Below are 14645 nucleotides of genomic sequence, written 5' to 3'. Positions count from 1 at the left end.
TAGGAGACGTGAACCGGAGAACGGGACACGGGTGGTCATGAGGCTTCGGTGTAGCAGTCGTTGGAGGTCATGGTCGAGCTCGGCACGACCGTGTGCGCCCGCACCGCGGACACCACCCCACGCCACTGCAGAGCCCCAGCACCAGCCACCTGCCCCCGACCGACCTGCAGAGCTCCCGGCGCGAACCACTGCGGGACGAACGACACATCAGGCCCAGCAACCGGATCCTCGAACTCCGCAGGACGACACACCAGCACCCTCATCACGTCGCTCCCCGCGTCATACACCCCGGTCAACGACACCCACTGCCCCTCCACGACCGGCACCGTCGAGGCCGAGACCACAGCCCCCGGGGCCGTCGAGTCAGCACCGTTCATCCAGAACGCCCAGCACGACAACTGCCCCCCAGGACACGACGCCCCCGACGCCAACCCCAACCCGAACCCGCTCGCGACCCGACCGTCCTGACTGACCGCCACCCGCGTCGAACCGTCCACCACATCAGCACGCACCATCGCGTTCACCGCGAACGTCCCATCCGTACGCACCACCGGAACCGCCGACGCGACCACATCATCGACCGAGTCGAACAACAACCCCTTGTCCGCCCCACCCAACCGGCCCCCCGTCCACACACCCGACCCCGCAACACCCAGATGATTCAACGCACGACTCGCCTCACCACCCACCAAACGATCCTGCGCAACCGACCCCGACCCCTCGTTCAACAACCACGAACCCGCCGACGCCGGGAACCCCACCCGGAAGAAGTACTGCCGCACCGGACTCGTGTTCCCCGCACGATCCACCGCCTGCACGAACAACGTCACCCCACCCGCCACCGTCGGCATGAACGAGATATCGGCGGCGTACCAGTTGCCGATGCCGACGTAGTTGTCGAGCGCGTCGGAGTTGAAGGAGTACTTGTAGCCGACGATGGTGAGGTCGCCGTCCGAGCCGAGGGTGAAGCGTCCGAGCTGGCCGATCCCGCCTGCGATCTGGTTCTCGAGGTAGGCGGCGGTCCCGCCGTTGGCGATAGTGATCAGCGGGGGCGGCGGCGGGGTGGTGTCGATGGTGAACTCGCACGCGGACATGGGTCCGTAGCGGCTGGTCACGGGGTCGAGGCCGCCAGCGCGCCACTGGTAGGTGTGGCCGTCGAGAAGCTTGCCTCGCGGCACGGTGCGCGAGTGGGTGCTCCCGGAGGCCATCGCCGTGTCCTCGGGCGCGTCCCAGGCGAAACCCGGTGCGGCGAGGTCGACGATGTCGAGGTTCCCGATCACGTTGGTCCCGTCGGGGTCCCCGACCGTCCAGTGCATGGTCGGAGTGGTCGAGCGGATGTAGGGGCGCCCGGCACCGACGACGCATCCGGGGGTGTCAGGGTTCGAGATCCACACGTTCGTCGGTGCGCTCGGGGGCCGGTCGTAGGTGACGGACAGGTGCGAGTCGAACCGGTACCGCTTCCACCCACCGGCCATCGAGCCTTCGTCGGCGGCCTTGAGACCCATCGTCAGGGTTCCGCCACCGAAGGCGGCCAGTGCGCGTGCACCGGCGGTCGCGTCGAACTCGATCCACCGGTCGCTCTGGCCTGCGCACGAGGGCTTGTGCGCGACGGTCGCAGAACCTGTCTGCGCGCCCCATCCGAGGTTGTTCCAGGTCGTGCCGGCGGACATCATGCCCGTGTACCAGAGCTGGGTGTTGGTCGCCGAGCAGCTCCACGAGTGCGTCCCGTAGACGCTGAACGTCGCCGAGATCACGTCACTGCCGTTCGCCGCCCCGAACGAGCCATACCCGCCGAAGCCCCATACGAGACGGTGGACGTCGTTGTACTTGGAGCATGCCGAGGTCGCGTTCGGGTCGCACAGTCCGAGCCCTGCGTCCCCGCCGAAACGGTACCCGGCAACGGTGTTCGGGACGGCGGAGCGAATCAGCGTCCATTCGTTGCGGCTGCCCGAGACGCTGGGGTCGATGTAGATCGGCCACACGGTCTCGGGGTCGGCGATCATCTCGACGTCCGGGGTGATCGTCACCGCATCAGCCGCGACATCAGCGGGCATCGCCGCGATCTCATCACCCTCACGCGGCGCCTGGACAGGGTCCCCCGACCCCACACCCGACTCCGGCTCAACACCAGCACCGGCGTCGGTGTGCGGGAGCGAGAACAGGCTCGCCCCGAGCGACGCGGTCCCGCCGGTCCGCAACGACTGCGGCGACAACGGCGACAGAACACCCGGCGCACCGACCCCGCCAGTGACCTCGTCGGCCGAGGAGTCCCACATCAGCGGCGTCGGGGACGTGAAGACCTCCTGGCCCGCACCGTCACGAGCGACGAACCCGCCCTCGTCCGAGACCACGCTCAGCCCCTCGGTGGTCTGCACCGGGAACGACAACGACGCCAACGCCGGATTCGCCGCCGCCTGCGGGGAGGCGACCCGCAGCACTTCCGAGAAGCCCGTCCCGTCCCCATGCACGCTCACGACCAGGTCCACACCCTCGAACACCTCGGGGTAGGTCACCTGGGAGCCCTCCACCACCGGCGACGTCAACGCGAACGGCGCATCAAAGACCAGCTCATGCCCGTCCCGGGTAATCCGCGCCAACGGCTCCCCCACCGAACCGTCAGAGAACGACATCTCCACCGCAGGCGCCGCAACCCCCAGACGCCCAGCGTCCTCGACCACGCTCGTGTCGATGTCCTGCCACCCACCATTGACATCCGTACGCACCGCCACCGCAGAGGTCTCCACCCGCGTATGCCCCTCCGGCGTCGCGAACACCGTGTCCCACGCCGTGCGCTCCGCCACCACCTCCACCTCACGCCCACACGAGGCAGCCAACACCGTCGCCTCACCCGCAGACACCGCACCAGCCACACCATCAGCACACGCGCTCGACGACACCGACGAACCAGCAGAAACAGAAGACGGCGCCGCAACCGCAACACTCGCGGGCACCACACCCACCGCGAGCACCACCGACAACCCCCACGCCACCCCACCACGCACACGCACACGCACACGCAACACAGAAGACGCAGAAGAGCCGGGAGACCCAGGAGACACCGACGAGGCAGACCGCGCAGAACGCGCGAAAAGGACACCCAAGAAGGACGACGAGACCACTGGCCACCGCTCCGTAAGCCACGCACCCATCACCAGCGACAGGCACAAAACCGAAACCCTCACCCCCTGCGGGCGGGCCCCAGGCCGGCACTCAGCAAACTCTCAGCCAGCGGTGGTAGCAGGACCATAGAGCTAAATAGGACTCCTGTGCAAGTCCCGGCGAGGCCTAGGTTCGCCCGCGCAGCGGCTCAGCCGCAAGGCGCCTCAGGAAGAGCTGCGCCGAGCGAGCAGCGCCGTCCGGCCGAGCTCACGCCCCCACTCGCGTGCCCGCTCGACCTCGCCCGGGCACAGCGGCCCTTCCATGCCCTCGACGTAGAAGGAGTGCGGCGTGTCGGCGGCCGACAGGCCACGTCGACGCGCCACCCGGTCGGCGGCGCGGGCGGCACTGCCCGGGAGGTGCTTGACGGCCTTCACGCGGGTGTCGAACGTCGCGCCGAACCGCCCGGAAGCGTCGTCGGCGAGCGCGTCGAGCCACTCGCGGATTCCCCGTTCGACGGTCGGGCTCCCCGGACGCCGACCGGCCGCCTCCTCGCGTGAAGCGAGTCGCGACATGCCGAACGCGTGCGTGGGCCCGCCGACCACGATGAGGTCGGCCCCCAGGACGTCGTCGGCCGGTGCCGTCGCCGAGACCTCGACCGTGCGCACGTCCACCTGCTCGGAAAGCCCCTCGGCGACCGCCCGCGCGATCTCGGCGGTGTTGCCGAACATCGACTCGTAGATCACGACTGCTTCCATGGCTCCCGCTCCCGTCGTCAGTCCCAGGCTGCTCGCGGAGCACCCCCACCGCCAGGACCTTTGGTCCGGACGACACGGGTCCTTGGACCGTACCGACACGGTTCGCGATCCGGCCGGGTCCGACCCGGTCAGCCCAGCAGCGGCTTGGCCCCCGTGGCCCGGACGTGCGAGGCCACGGCCAGTGCGATCCACACCGCGATCCCCTGGAACACGACGAGGGTCAGGGTGGGCGCGCCCACGAGGAGGCAGATGCCGAGCGGGATCGCGCTCAGCACGGCGACGTCGGGCCCCTGGGCGATCATCGACGTCGCGCCGGTCGGCAGCGCACCCGCGGGGGTCGCCACGAGCGGGCCGGACCAGTTCGGCGGCTTGCGGTAGGCGCCGCGGATCGCTGCCGCACCCATGCCGACCGCGACGACGACCACCAGGGCGAACCACAGCCACTCCCCCGTACCCAGGACGAGCGGCACGACCCCCACCACGAGCGCGAGGAGCGCGGTCAGGGCCGGCACGACGGTCCGGGCCAGTCGCGCGTCGCGCGCGGACAGGGGCATCATCGCGTCGAGGGAGGGCACCATCTCCGCGGTGCGTGCCCCCTCGGCGCCGAGCTGGGCCCCGCGGAACCCCGCGACGACGAGCAGGACGAACAGCCCGAACCCGCCCTCGAACGCGGGGACCTGCTGGGCGACGATCACGAGTGCCGTGAGGCCCACGAGCTGGGCGAGGGCCGACGGGCTGCGCCGCAGAAGGGTGAGGTCGGCCGCGACGAGAGCCGAGACCGGCCCACGCACGACCGAGAAGCGCGAGGGCCTGCGGGCCCTGCCGCCACGGGTCGAGCCCGCTCGGCTCAGCGCACGACCGAGCTCGCGCGTGTCGAGCGACAGGATCGCTCCGCCCGCCTGGTCGGCGACCGCGCTCTGGGTGCGCAGGACCTGGGCCCCGAGCGCCTCGAGCCGACGCCACCACACGACCGCGAGGGCCAGCGCGCCGGCTCCGACGACCACGATCGCCCACGGGGGGACCGAGAGCTCGCGCAGGTCGGACCAGCCCGCCACCACGAGCACGACCCCCGCGACCGGGACCGCGGCGATCAGCACGTCGCTCACCCGCGCGACCGTCGCGGCCACCCGGGTCCGCGGCTGGATGAGTCCGGCGAGCCCCACGAGCAGCAGGCCCGCCGCGGCGCCGAGGGCCGCGCTGCGCCCGGCCACACCGGGATCGGCACCGGAGGCGAGCGCGATCGCCGCGAGCCCTCCTGCCCCGACGACGACCGCGACCGCGACCCCGCGCCAGTACGACGGCGTGAGCAGGCCGCGCCGGTCGACGGGCATGGGGACCCACCACCGCACGCCCGCGCTGCCCGTCCCGAGCGGCCCCAGCCGCACGGCCATGCCCGTCAGGAGGGCCAGGAGCGCGACCGAGGCCAGTGCCTGGATCGTGGCGGGTGTCAGGACCGGGGCCCGGCCGTCGACGGGCTCGACGAAGATCGTCTCGCGCAGCACGTTCGCGGCACCGATCACGAAGAGCACGGAGATCGCGACCGAGACGACGACGTACGCGACGTCCCCGAAGAGCTGTCCAGGACCCGCGTCTGCTCGCGACGCGGTGACCCGGGCCGTGAGCCGCCGGATCTCCCGGCCGGAGAACTCCTCGTTCGGGTCCGCGACGAGCAGCGGCAAGGGGGCGCGCTCGACCACGGGCTCAGGCGTCACGGGCTCGGGTGCCACGGGTCCGCCCTGTGCTGCCTGCGCCGCGTCACCCGCCGGCCCGCGGGCTCCCTGCCTCGCGCCGTGCGGACGCTTCCTGCCCTTGCCGTGCGCCTGGTTCATCGCCCGGGCCTCAACGGACCTGGGCGAGCGCGGCGAGCGCGGCCTGGTGCCCGAGGCGCACGCACTCGTCGTCGCCGACGAGAAGACCACGAGCCCCGGTGCGCTCGACGAGTTCGGGGTCGTGCGTCGCGAACACCACGGCGGCCCCGCGCCCGGCCTCCTCGACGAGGATCCGCGCGAGGTCGGCACGCATCCCGGGGTCGAGCCGCTGCTCGGGCTCGTCGAGCACGAGGACCTCGCGGGGTCGGGCGAACCCGGCCGCGAGCAGGAGGCGCCGTCGCTGCCCCGAGGACAGCTCGGTCGGCATGGCCCCCGACTGGTCGGCGAGGCCGAAGCGGTCGAGGAGCTGGCCGACGACCTCGCCGGCCCCGGCCACGCCGTGGCCGCGCGCGGTCAGGACGAGGTGTTCACGGGCCGTGAGCCCCGGGAAGTAGGCGTCGTCGTCGAGGATCCCGACGACCTTGGCGCGGAAGTCGCGCTCGCGCTCGTCGACGTCCCGGCCGAACGCCAGCACCTTGCCCGAGAGCGGAGCCAGCACCCCCAGGAGCGCGCGCAGGAGCGTCGACTTGCCGCTGCCGTTGGGACCGATGATGGCCCACAGCTCACCGGGGCGGACGGCCAGGTCGACGGGCGCGCACACGGGCGCTTCGGCGTACCCGACGCGCAGGGCTCGGGTCTCCAGGACGGGTTGCTGCTTGACCGACACGGCTACTCCCCCACCTCGGTCTGCGCCACGTCCGGGTCGGGCCCGGCGGAGCCCGCACCGGAGGCGAGGATCGCGCGGGCGCGCGCGACGTCGTCGTGCATGGTCTCCACGAGCGCGTCGATGCCGTCGAAGCGCAACGTGGGGCGCAGGTGCTCGACGAACTCCAGGACGACCTCCTCGTCGTACAGGTCGAGGTCCGTGCGGTCCAGGACGTAGGCCTCGACGCGGCGCTCGACGCCGTCGAACGTCGGGTTGGTGCCGATCGAGATGGCCGCGGGCAGCACGCCGTCGCAGTTCCCCGGGTCTGCCGCGAGGAGCTGGGGACGACGCAGCCAGCCCGCGTACACGCCGTCGGCCGGGACCATGCCGCTGATCGCGCCCAGGTTCGCCGTGGGGAACCCGAGCTCGCGGCCGCGCGCGTCGCCGTGGATCACGACGCCGCGCAGGCGGTGGTGACGTCCGAGCAGTGCCGCGGCCTCGCGGACCTTGCCGTCCGTGAGCAGGCCACGGATCTCGGTCGAGGACCAACGTCCGCTGGGCACGCCGGCGTCCACGGCGACCGACGCGACCGTCCCGACGTCGTCGATCGCGCGAACCTCGAAGCCGTACGTCCGGCCGAGCTCGATCATGGTCGCCAGGTTGCCCGCGTTGTCGCGCCCGAAGCGCACGTCGTGCCCCACGACGACGGTCCGTGCACCCAACCCTTCGACGAGGTAGGTCCGGACGAACTCCTCGGGGCTCTGCCGCGCGAAGTCGAGCGTGTACTCGACGAGCAGCACCGCGTCGAGGCCCGTGGCCTCCAGCAGCTCCATGCGGTCCGCGATCCCGGTCAGCAGCTCGGGCGCCTGCTCGGGCCGGTGGACCGTCGCGGGGTGCGGGTGGAACGTCACGGCCACGGCCTGGGAGCCGGACTCGCGGGCGAGGGACTCGATGCGGCCGAGCACCTCGGCATGGCCGCGGTGGACGCCGTCGAAGTTGCCGATCGTCACGACCGACGGTCCGAATCCCGGCGGAACCTGGTCCAGGTCCGTCCACAGGTGCACGCGTACTCCTCGAGAAGTGTGTGAGGCGGGCCCGCTCAGGAGGCCCGACGACGGCGCGCACCCACGGCGCGCCTGGTCAAGATTGCCACGAGTCGGCCTCGGGGTCCCCATCGAACCGGCCTGCGGTCACCCGCGGTCCGCGCCCGTGCTCACGCCGGGGCGAAGACGATCACGGGCTTGGCCTTGTGCTTGCCCTCGCGCACCACGTTCTCGAGCAGCGCGACGAGCGCCCCGTCCTCGCCGATCGCCGCCGTCGTGACGTCCTGCGCGGACGGGTCCACCCACTTGCCGTAGGACAGCGCGGTGCGCTCCTCGGGCGTGAGGTCGCGGGCAGGGAACGTCGCGCGGGCCGCGTCGGCGAGCGGGAGCGTCGCGAGGACGCCGTCACGCTCCACCTGCGCCTCGAGCTCGTCGAGCGTCGAGGCACCCTCGATCGTGTAGCCGCCCACGCGCGTGCGGCGCAGGGCCGTGAGGTGCCCGCCGACGCCGAGGCCCGCGCCCAGGTCACGGGCGAGCGCGCGGATGTACGTCCCCGAGGAGCACACGACCGTGACGTCGACGTCGAGCGCAGGGAGGTCGCCCGGCTCCACGGCCGGGACCGGCCGCACCTCGTGGACGTCGAAGCGCGAGATCGTTACCGGGCGGGCGGTGAGCTCGACCTGCTCGCCCGAGCGCACGAGCGCGTACGCGCGCTGCCCGTCGACCTTGATCGCGGACACCGAGCTCGGCACCTGCTCGATGGGACCGGTCAGGAGCGCGACGCCCGCGTCGATCGCCCCGCGCGTCACAGCCGAGGCGTCCGCGCGCGAGGTGGTCTCGCCCTCGGCGTCGTCCGTCGTCGTGGCGGCGCCCAGCCGGATCGTCGCGGTGTACTCCTTGTCCGCGCCCACGACGTACGTCAGGAGCTTGGTCGCGCGCCCGATCCCCAGGACGAGCACCCCCGTCGCCATGGGGTCGAGCGTGCCCGCGTGGCCCACCTTGCGGGTGCCCGCGAGCCGGCGCAGGCGAGCCACCACGTCGTGGCTCGTGAGCCCCTGGGGCTTGTCGACGATCACGAGGCCGTCGGGGGCGGTGGGGCGGCGCTCGCGCACCGGCTTCTGGTCGTGCGTCATCGTGGTCCTCGTGCTCGGGGGGCGGGAGAAGAGCGTGTGCAGGTGGAGCGGTCGCGTCAGCGCCGGGAGGACTCGGGCCACGGGGCGGCCCGACCCCTGTCCGGTGCGACCTGGGCAGCCGGGTCGACCGCGGGCAGCGCGTCGCCGAAGGCACAGAGCATGAGCGCGGCCAGGCGCGGGTCGTCGCCGAAGTGCTCGGGGGCGCCGATCGCGAGGAGAGTGTTCAGCAGCATGCCCTGGGCGAGGAAGTCTCGCGCCTGCTCGAGCGTGCCGCCCGTGCGGTCCTGGTAGATCTCGAAGATCTGGACGAAGATCTCGCGCGAGCGCGTTCCGAAGACCGGGTCCGCCCCGGCTGCGAAGCCGTGCATCAGGACGAGCAGCAGGTTGCGGTCGGCGAGGAGGCGGACGTAGGCCGAGCCGAGCTCGGCCGCGGCCTCAGGGCCTCGGGGCACCGCGGAGAAGGCCCCGACGATGCGCCGACCGATGCGGTCGAACACCTCGGCGAAGAGCTCGTGCTTGGTGCCGAACATGCGCACGACGTAGGGCTGGGAGACTCCTGCGGCGCGGGCGACCTGGTCGGTGCTGGTCCCCGCGTAGCCGCCCGCGGCGAACACCGCGGTCGCCGCGTCGAGGATCTGCTCGCGGCGCTCGTCCCGGGACATGCGGCGCGTCGGCTCCCCCGCCTCGACGGACGGGGCCCGCTCGGAACTCGGTGCGCTCTCCATGTTGACAAGGTTATCAGTCGATAACTAGCGTCGGAATCGTAGTAATCATCCGATGCTTACCTGATTCGAGGAGTGACCATGTCCACGACCGCCCCACCCGACCGGCCGCCCACCGTCGAGACCGTCGACGTCCGCTCCCCCGGTGCGCGCCGCCGTCGGCCCCTCGCACTCGTCCTGGTGGCCGCCTCGCTGCCCATGTTCATGGCCACGCTCGACAACCTCGTCGTGACCGGCGCCCTGCCCGTCATCGCCCGCGCGCTGCGGCCGAGCGTCGAGCAGCTCCAGTGGTTCGTCAACGCCTACACGCTCGCGTTCGCGACCCTCATGCTCGTCGCCGCCTCGCTCGGCGACCGGTTCGGACGTCGCCGCGTCTTCGTCGTCGGGATCGCCGTGTTCACGCTCGCGTCGGTCGCGTGCGCGCTCGCCGACACCCCCTCCGCACTCATCGCGGCGCGAGCCGTCCAGGGCGCCGGCGCCGCCGCGATCATGCCGCTGTCCCTCGCCCTCATCGCCGACGCCGTGCCCCGCGCCCGGCGCGCGCTCGCGATCGGGATCTGGGGCGGCGTCTCGGGGCTCGGCGTCGCGCTCGGCCCGCTCGTGGGCGGGGCGGTCGTCGAGGGCATGAGCTGGGAGGCGATCTTCTGGATCAACGTGCCCGTCGCGCTCGTCGCGGTCCCGCTCGTGTTCGTCGCGCTGCGCGAGTCGTTCGGCCGCCGCGGACCGATCGACCTCGTGGGCCTCGCTCTCGCCGGGTCCGGGGTCTTCGCAGGGGTCTGGGGCATCATCCGCGGCAACGAGGACGGGTGGACCTCCGCCGTCGTGCTCTCGCTGCTGGCCGGGTCCGTGCTGCTGCTCGCGGCCTTCGTCGGGTGGGAGCAGCGCGTCGCACGCGTCGGCGGCTCCCCCCTCGTCCCGATGCGCCTGTTCCGCTCGCGCAGCTTCGCGGTAGCGAACGTGTCCGGCTTCGCGTTCTCGCTCGGCATGTTCGGCGCGGTGTTCCTGCTCATCCAGTACTTCCAGATCGCCGAGGGGCTCTCACCGCTCGAGGCAGGAGTCCGCACGCTCCCGTGGACAGCGGCCCCCATGCTCGTGGCACCGCTCGCGGGCGTGCTCGCGCCGCGCCTGGGCATCCGCACGCTGCTCGTGACGGGTCTGACCCTCCAGACCCTCGCGCTCGCCTGGCTCGCCCTCGTGTCCTCTGGCGCGACGTACGCCGAGCTCGTCCCGGCCTTCGTGCTCGCGGGTGTCGGCATGGGCCTGACGTTCGCGCCGAGCGCGACGGCCGTCCTGGTCGACATGGACGAGTCCGACAACGCGACCGCCAGCTCGACCAACTCGACCCTGCGCGAGGTGGGCGTGGCGCTCGGCGTCGCGGTCCTGGTCGCGGTCTTCCAGGCCGCCGGCGGGGCGCTCACCCCGGAGCTGTTCACGCAGGGCCTGCCGGCGGCACTCTGGGTCGGCGCGGCGAGCGTGGCCGTGGGAGCGGTCGCGGCGACGTTCCTCCCCCGCCGCTCCACCCGCCCGACGGCGTAGCGCGGCCCCGGACAGCGGAACGGCCGGCCCCTCGAAGGGGACCGGCCGTTCCGCTGTGCTCGTCGTGCCGCACCCTCCCGATCGCTCGGCAGGATGCGAGTGCTCGCCGTCAGGCGGGTGCGACCTCGTCGGAGCCCGCGGACCCGTCGGCCTCGGCCGCGTCGTCGGCAGGCTTCTTGTACGGGTCGGCGTCGCCGGCGTACGTGGCCTTCTCGCGCAGCGCGGCCAGCTCTGCGTCACGACGTGCCGCCTCGTGGAGGGCGACGTCGAGGTGGGCCGCGGTGTCCGGCACCGAGTCGAGGTGGAACTCGAGCGTCGGCGTGAGCCGGATACCGGTCTGCTTGCCGACCTCGGAGCGGATGATCCCCTTGGCGCTCTCGAGCGCCGCGGCGGTCCCTGCCCGCTCCTCGTCGTTGCCGTAGACCGTGTAGAACACCGAGGCGTTCTGCAGGTCACCGGTCACGCGCACGTCGGTGATGGTCACGAACCCGAGACGGGGGTCCTTGATCCGGGTGTCGAGCATCTGCGCCACGATGACCTTGATGCGGTCAGCGAGCTTCCGAGCCCTGGGCTTGTCGACCATGGTCCAGTCCTTTCATCAGGGTGAGCCCCCGGGGTTTCAGCCCGCGGTGGGCCCCTTCGGGCGACGTGCGTGAACGAACAGCTCCGCCGACGCCGGCCGTGAGGTGCGGCGGGTCGTGGTGGGTCTGGCACGGGCCGCCAGGCCCGCGGTAGACCCACCACACCTCACGGGTAGGCGTCAGCGGAGAGGTACGTCAGCTGCGCGGCTTCTCCCGCATCTCGAACGTCTCGATCGTGTCGCCGATCTGCAGGTCGTTGAACGACCCGAGGCCGATACCGCACTCGAAGCCCTCACGGACCTCCGTGGCGTCGTCCTTGAACCGCTTGAGCGACTCGACCGTGAGGTTGTCGCCGACGACGGCACCCCCACGCAGGACGCGCGCCTTGGAGTTCCGTCGGATCTCGCCGGAGCGGACGATCGAACCCGCGATGTTCCCGAACTTGGAGGAACGGAAGACCTCGCGGATCTCGGCGGTGCCGAGCTGCGCCTCTTCGTACTCGGGCTTGAGCATGCCCTTGAGCGCTGCTTCGACGTCGTCGATCGCCTGGTAGATGATCGAGTAGAACCGGACGTCGACGCCTTCGCGCTCCGCCAGTGCCTCGACGCGCTCGCCGTACTTGACGTTGAACCCGATGATGATCGCGTTGTCCACGGTCGCCAGGTTGACGTCGTTCTGGGTGATCGCACCGACGCCGCGGTGGATGATGCGCAGCTGGACCTCGTCGCCGACATCGATCTGCAGCAGCGCGTCCTCGAGTGCCTCGACGGCACCCGACACGTCGCCCTTGAGGACCAGGTTGAGGGTCTCGACCTTGCCCTGCTCGAGCGCCTGGGCGAAGTCCTCGAGGCTGACGCGCTTGCGACGCTTGGCCAGGAGGGCTGCGCGCTCGGCGGCCTCCCGCTTCTCGGCGATCTGACGGGCGGTGCGCTCGTCGGGTGCCACGAGGAACGTGTCACCGGCGCTGGGCACGGACGCGAGCCCGAGCACCATGACGGGGCGGGCGGGGCCCGCCTCGGTGACGTTGTTGCCGTGCTCGTCGAACATGGCACGGACACGGCCGTGGGCGGTGCCCGCGACGATCGCGTCCCCGACGTGGAGCGTGCCGGACTGGACCAGGACGGTCGCGACGGCGCCGCGGCCCTTGTCGAGGTTCGCCTCGATGGCGACGCCTCGTGCGTCCTTGTCCGGGTTGGCGCGCAGGTCGAGCGAGGCGTCCGCCGTGAGGAGGACGGCCTCGAGCAGCGCGTCGATGCCCATGTTCTGCTTCGCGGACACGTCGACGAACATGGTGTCGCCGCCGTACTCCTCGGCCACCAGGTTGTACTCGGTGAGCTGCTGGCGGATCTTGGCCGGGTTCGCCGACTCCTTGTCCACCTTGTTCACCGCGACGACGATCGGCACGCCGGCCGACTGCGCGTGGTTGAGCGCCTCGACCGTCTGCGGCATGACGCCGTCGTCGGCCGCGACCACGAGGATCGCGATGTCGGTGACCTGGGCACCACGAGCACGCATGGCGGTGAACGCCTCGTGACCCGGGGTGTCGATGAACGTGATGGGACGCTCGACGCCCTCGTGCTCGTGACGGACCTGGTAGGCACCGATGTGCTGCGTGATGCCGCCGGCCTCGCCAGAGATGACGTCGGTCTGACGGATCGCGTCGAGCAGTCGCGTCTTACCGTGGTCGACGTGACCCATGACGGTGACGACGGGCGGACGAGCCTGGAGCTCGTCGTCGCCCTCGCCCTCGAGCTCGGCATCGAGGTCGATGTCGAAGGCACCGAGGAGCTCGCGGTCCTCTTCCTCCGCCGAGACCATCTCGATGACGTAGCCGAGCTCTGCCGCGAGCGAGCCGAACGTGTCCTCGTCGAGGGACTGCGTGGCGGTCGCCATCTCACCGAGGTGGAACAGCACCGTCACGAGGCTCGCGGGGTTCGCGTCGATCTTGTCGGCGAAGTCGTTGAGCGAGGAGCCGTGACGCAGGCGCACCACGGTCGAGCCGTTCCCACGGGGAACCTGCACGCCACCCAGCGAGGGGGCCTGCATCTGCTCGAACTCCTGGCGCTTCGCCCGCTTCGACTTGCGCCCACGGACGGGGCGCCCTCCGGCACGACCGAACGCACCCTGCGTGCTGCCGCGACCGGCACCACCACGACCGCCACCACCGGGGCGACCGGCGAAGCCGCCGCCACCACCGGGAGCGCCACCGCCGCCGGGGCCGCCACCGGCGCCGCCGGGACGACCGGCGAAGCCGCCGCGACCGCCACCTGCACCGCCGCCACCGCCCGGACGACCGCCGGGAGCAGGACGGTCACCGGGGCGACCGATCGAGGTGCGACCCGGCATCATGCCCGGGTTGGGGCGAGGTGCACCAGGACGCGGCGCGGGACGGGGACCACCGGGACGGGGTCCACCGGAACGCTCGGCGCTGCCTGCTGCGGGGTTCGCGTTGGCCGCGGGGTCCGCGGCACGCTCCGGACGCGCGCCGGGCCGGGGCATGCCCTGGCTCGAGGCGAACGGGTTGTTGCCCGGGCGCGGGGAGCCGGAACGCGGCATGCCCTGGCTCGAGGCGAACGGGTTGTTGCCCGGGCGCGGGGCGCCAGGACGCGCGCCACCGCCGGAGCCGCCGGGGCGGGCTGCTGCGGGGCGAGGGCCGGGCGCGGGGGCGTTGCCGCCACCGGCCGGCTTGGGCGACGCCGACGGCTTGCGCTCCGCGGCAGGCGCGGGCGCCGGCGCTGCGGGCTTCTTGGCCTCGGCAGCGGGCTCGACGAACGCAGGGCTCGCGGGGGCCTCCTTGGCGGGGGCCGGTGCGGGAGCCTTGGGTGCGGCGGGCGCCGGGGCCGCGGGGGCAGCCGGTGCCGGAGCAGCAGGCGCCGGGGCGGCCTCTGCTGCGGGCGCAGGCTTGGGTGCTGCCGGGCGAGCCGGCGCGGGCTTGGCGGGAGCGCTTGCGCTCTCCGTGCCACCGGCCGGGAAGGTGTCTCGCAGCTTGCGGACGACCGGCGGTTCGATGGTCGAGGATGCCGAGCGGACGAACTCACCGAGTTCCGTCAGCTTGGTCATGATGGTCTTGCTCTCCACCCCGAGCTCCTTAGCGAGCTCGTAGACGCGGACCTTTGCCACAACTCTCCTGTCTCGGCCCACCCGAAACAGGGAGGACCGTCTTTAGTGCTGGGTGCTCATCGCTGGGTACTCATCGGGTGCCCATCGGCTTCTAACCCGCTTCCTTGTCGACGATTCGTGCGGTGTTCGTGCGGTACTGGCG

The 14645-nt window shown here is 72.0% G+C and carries 10 protein-coding genes; 1 reads left to right on the top strand and 9 read right to left on the bottom strand.

Features of this window, described 5'->3' with window-relative positions; translation table 11 throughout:
• Window positions 1–35 precede the first annotated feature (35 nt).
• From JOD48_RS08325 to JOD48_RS08295, 7 genes are all read right to left on the bottom strand, one after another.
• The gene (locus JOD48_RS08325) at window positions 36–2972 is read right to left on the bottom strand and encodes a LamG-like jellyroll fold domain-containing protein (protein WP_204808520.1); all 2937 of its coding nucleotides are present in this window, start codon (window positions 2970–2972) and stop codon (window positions 36–38) included.
• A gap of 351 nt (window positions 2973–3323) precedes the next feature.
• On the bottom strand, window positions 3324–3854 hold the full coding sequence (locus tag JOD48_RS08320; protein WP_204808518.1) for a flavodoxin family protein: 531 nt from the start codon (window positions 3852–3854) through the stop codon (window positions 3324–3326).
• 128 nt (window positions 3855–3982) lie between these two features.
• Window positions 3983–5683, bottom strand: a complete 1701-nt coding sequence (locus tag JOD48_RS08315; RefSeq protein ID WP_204808516.1) for a DUF6297 family protein — start codon at window positions 5681–5683, stop codon at window positions 3983–3985.
• A 10-nt stretch (window positions 5684–5693) separates the two neighbouring features.
• A complete protein-coding gene (locus tag JOD48_RS08310) occupies window positions 5694–6389 on the bottom strand; it encodes an ABC transporter ATP-binding protein (protein ID WP_204808514.1) in 696 nt (231 codons plus the stop codon).
• A gap of 2 nt (window positions 6390–6391) precedes the next feature.
• Window positions 6392–7432: a bifunctional riboflavin kinase/FAD synthetase gene (locus JOD48_RS08305; protein WP_204808512.1), complete on the bottom strand. Its 1041-nt coding sequence runs from the start codon at window positions 7430–7432 to the stop codon at window positions 6392–6394.
• A gap of 149 nt (window positions 7433–7581) precedes the next feature.
• Window positions 7582–8544, bottom strand: coding sequence for a tRNA pseudouridine(55) synthase TruB (truB, locus tag JOD48_RS08300; RefSeq protein WP_204808510.1), 963 nt, complete (start codon window positions 8542–8544; stop codon window positions 7582–7584).
• 56 nt (window positions 8545–8600) lie between these two features.
• On the bottom strand, window positions 8601–9269 hold the full coding sequence (locus JOD48_RS08295) for a TetR/AcrR family transcriptional regulator (RefSeq protein ID WP_239527362.1): 669 nt from the start codon (window positions 9267–9269) through the stop codon (window positions 8601–8603).
• Between the two features lie 78 nt (window positions 9270–9347).
• Here JOD48_RS08295 and JOD48_RS08290 point away from each other — a divergent pair, with 78 nt between their 5' ends.
• Complete coding sequence (locus JOD48_RS08290) at window positions 9348–10802, top strand: MFS transporter (protein WP_204808508.1); 1455 nt, start codon at window positions 9348–9350, stop codon at window positions 10800–10802.
• A 109-nt stretch (window positions 10803–10911) separates the two neighbouring features.
• Here JOD48_RS08290 and rbfA read toward each other — a convergent pair whose 3' ends face one another.
• A complete protein-coding gene (rbfA, locus tag JOD48_RS08285; RefSeq protein WP_138824789.1) occupies window positions 10912–11385 on the bottom strand; it encodes a 30S ribosome-binding factor RbfA in 474 nt (157 codons plus the stop codon).
• Window positions 11386–11578: 193 nt separating this feature from the next.
• Window positions 11579–14503 carry a translation initiation factor IF-2 gene (gene infB, locus JOD48_RS08280; RefSeq protein ID WP_191790605.1) on the bottom strand — a complete coding sequence of 975 codons (2925 nt, stop codon included), beginning with the start codon at window positions 14501–14503 and terminating at the stop codon, window positions 11579–11581.
• Window positions 14504–14645 lie beyond the last annotated feature (142 nt).

The sequence above is a fragment of the Oerskovia paurometabola genome (assembly GCF_016907365.1).
Lineage (GTDB): Bacteria > Actinomycetota > Actinomycetes > Actinomycetales > Cellulomonadaceae > Oerskovia > Oerskovia paurometabola.
Note: the sequence above shows the minus strand (reverse complement) of the source record. Positions and strands in the feature narration are given on the sequence as shown.

What these genes read in the sequence shown, in the direction of transcription:
- JOD48_RS08320 (WP_204808518.1), bottom strand. Translation starts at nt 3,854, where the DNA reads ATGGAAGCAGTCGTGATCTACGAGTCGATGTTCGGCAACACCGCCGAG.
- JOD48_RS08315 (WP_204808516.1), bottom strand. Translation starts at nt 5,683, where the DNA reads ATGAACCAGGCGCACGGCAAGGGCAGGAAGCGTCCGCACGGCGCGAGG.
- truB (WP_204808510.1), bottom strand. Translation starts at nt 8,544, where the DNA reads ATGACGCACGACCAGAAGCCGGTGCGCGAGCGCCGCCCCACCGCCCCC.
- JOD48_RS08295 (WP_239527362.1), bottom strand. Translation starts at nt 9,269, where the DNA reads ATGGAGAGCGCACCGAGTTCCGAGCGGGCCCCGTCCGTCGAGGCGGGG.
- JOD48_RS08290 (WP_204808508.1), top strand. Translation starts at nt 9,348, where the DNA reads ATGTCCACGACCGCCCCACCCGACCGGCCGCCCACCGTCGAGACCGTC.
- rbfA (WP_138824789.1), bottom strand. Translation starts at nt 11,385, where the DNA reads ATGGTCGACAAGCCCAGGGCTCGGAAGCTCGCTGACCGCATCAAGGTC.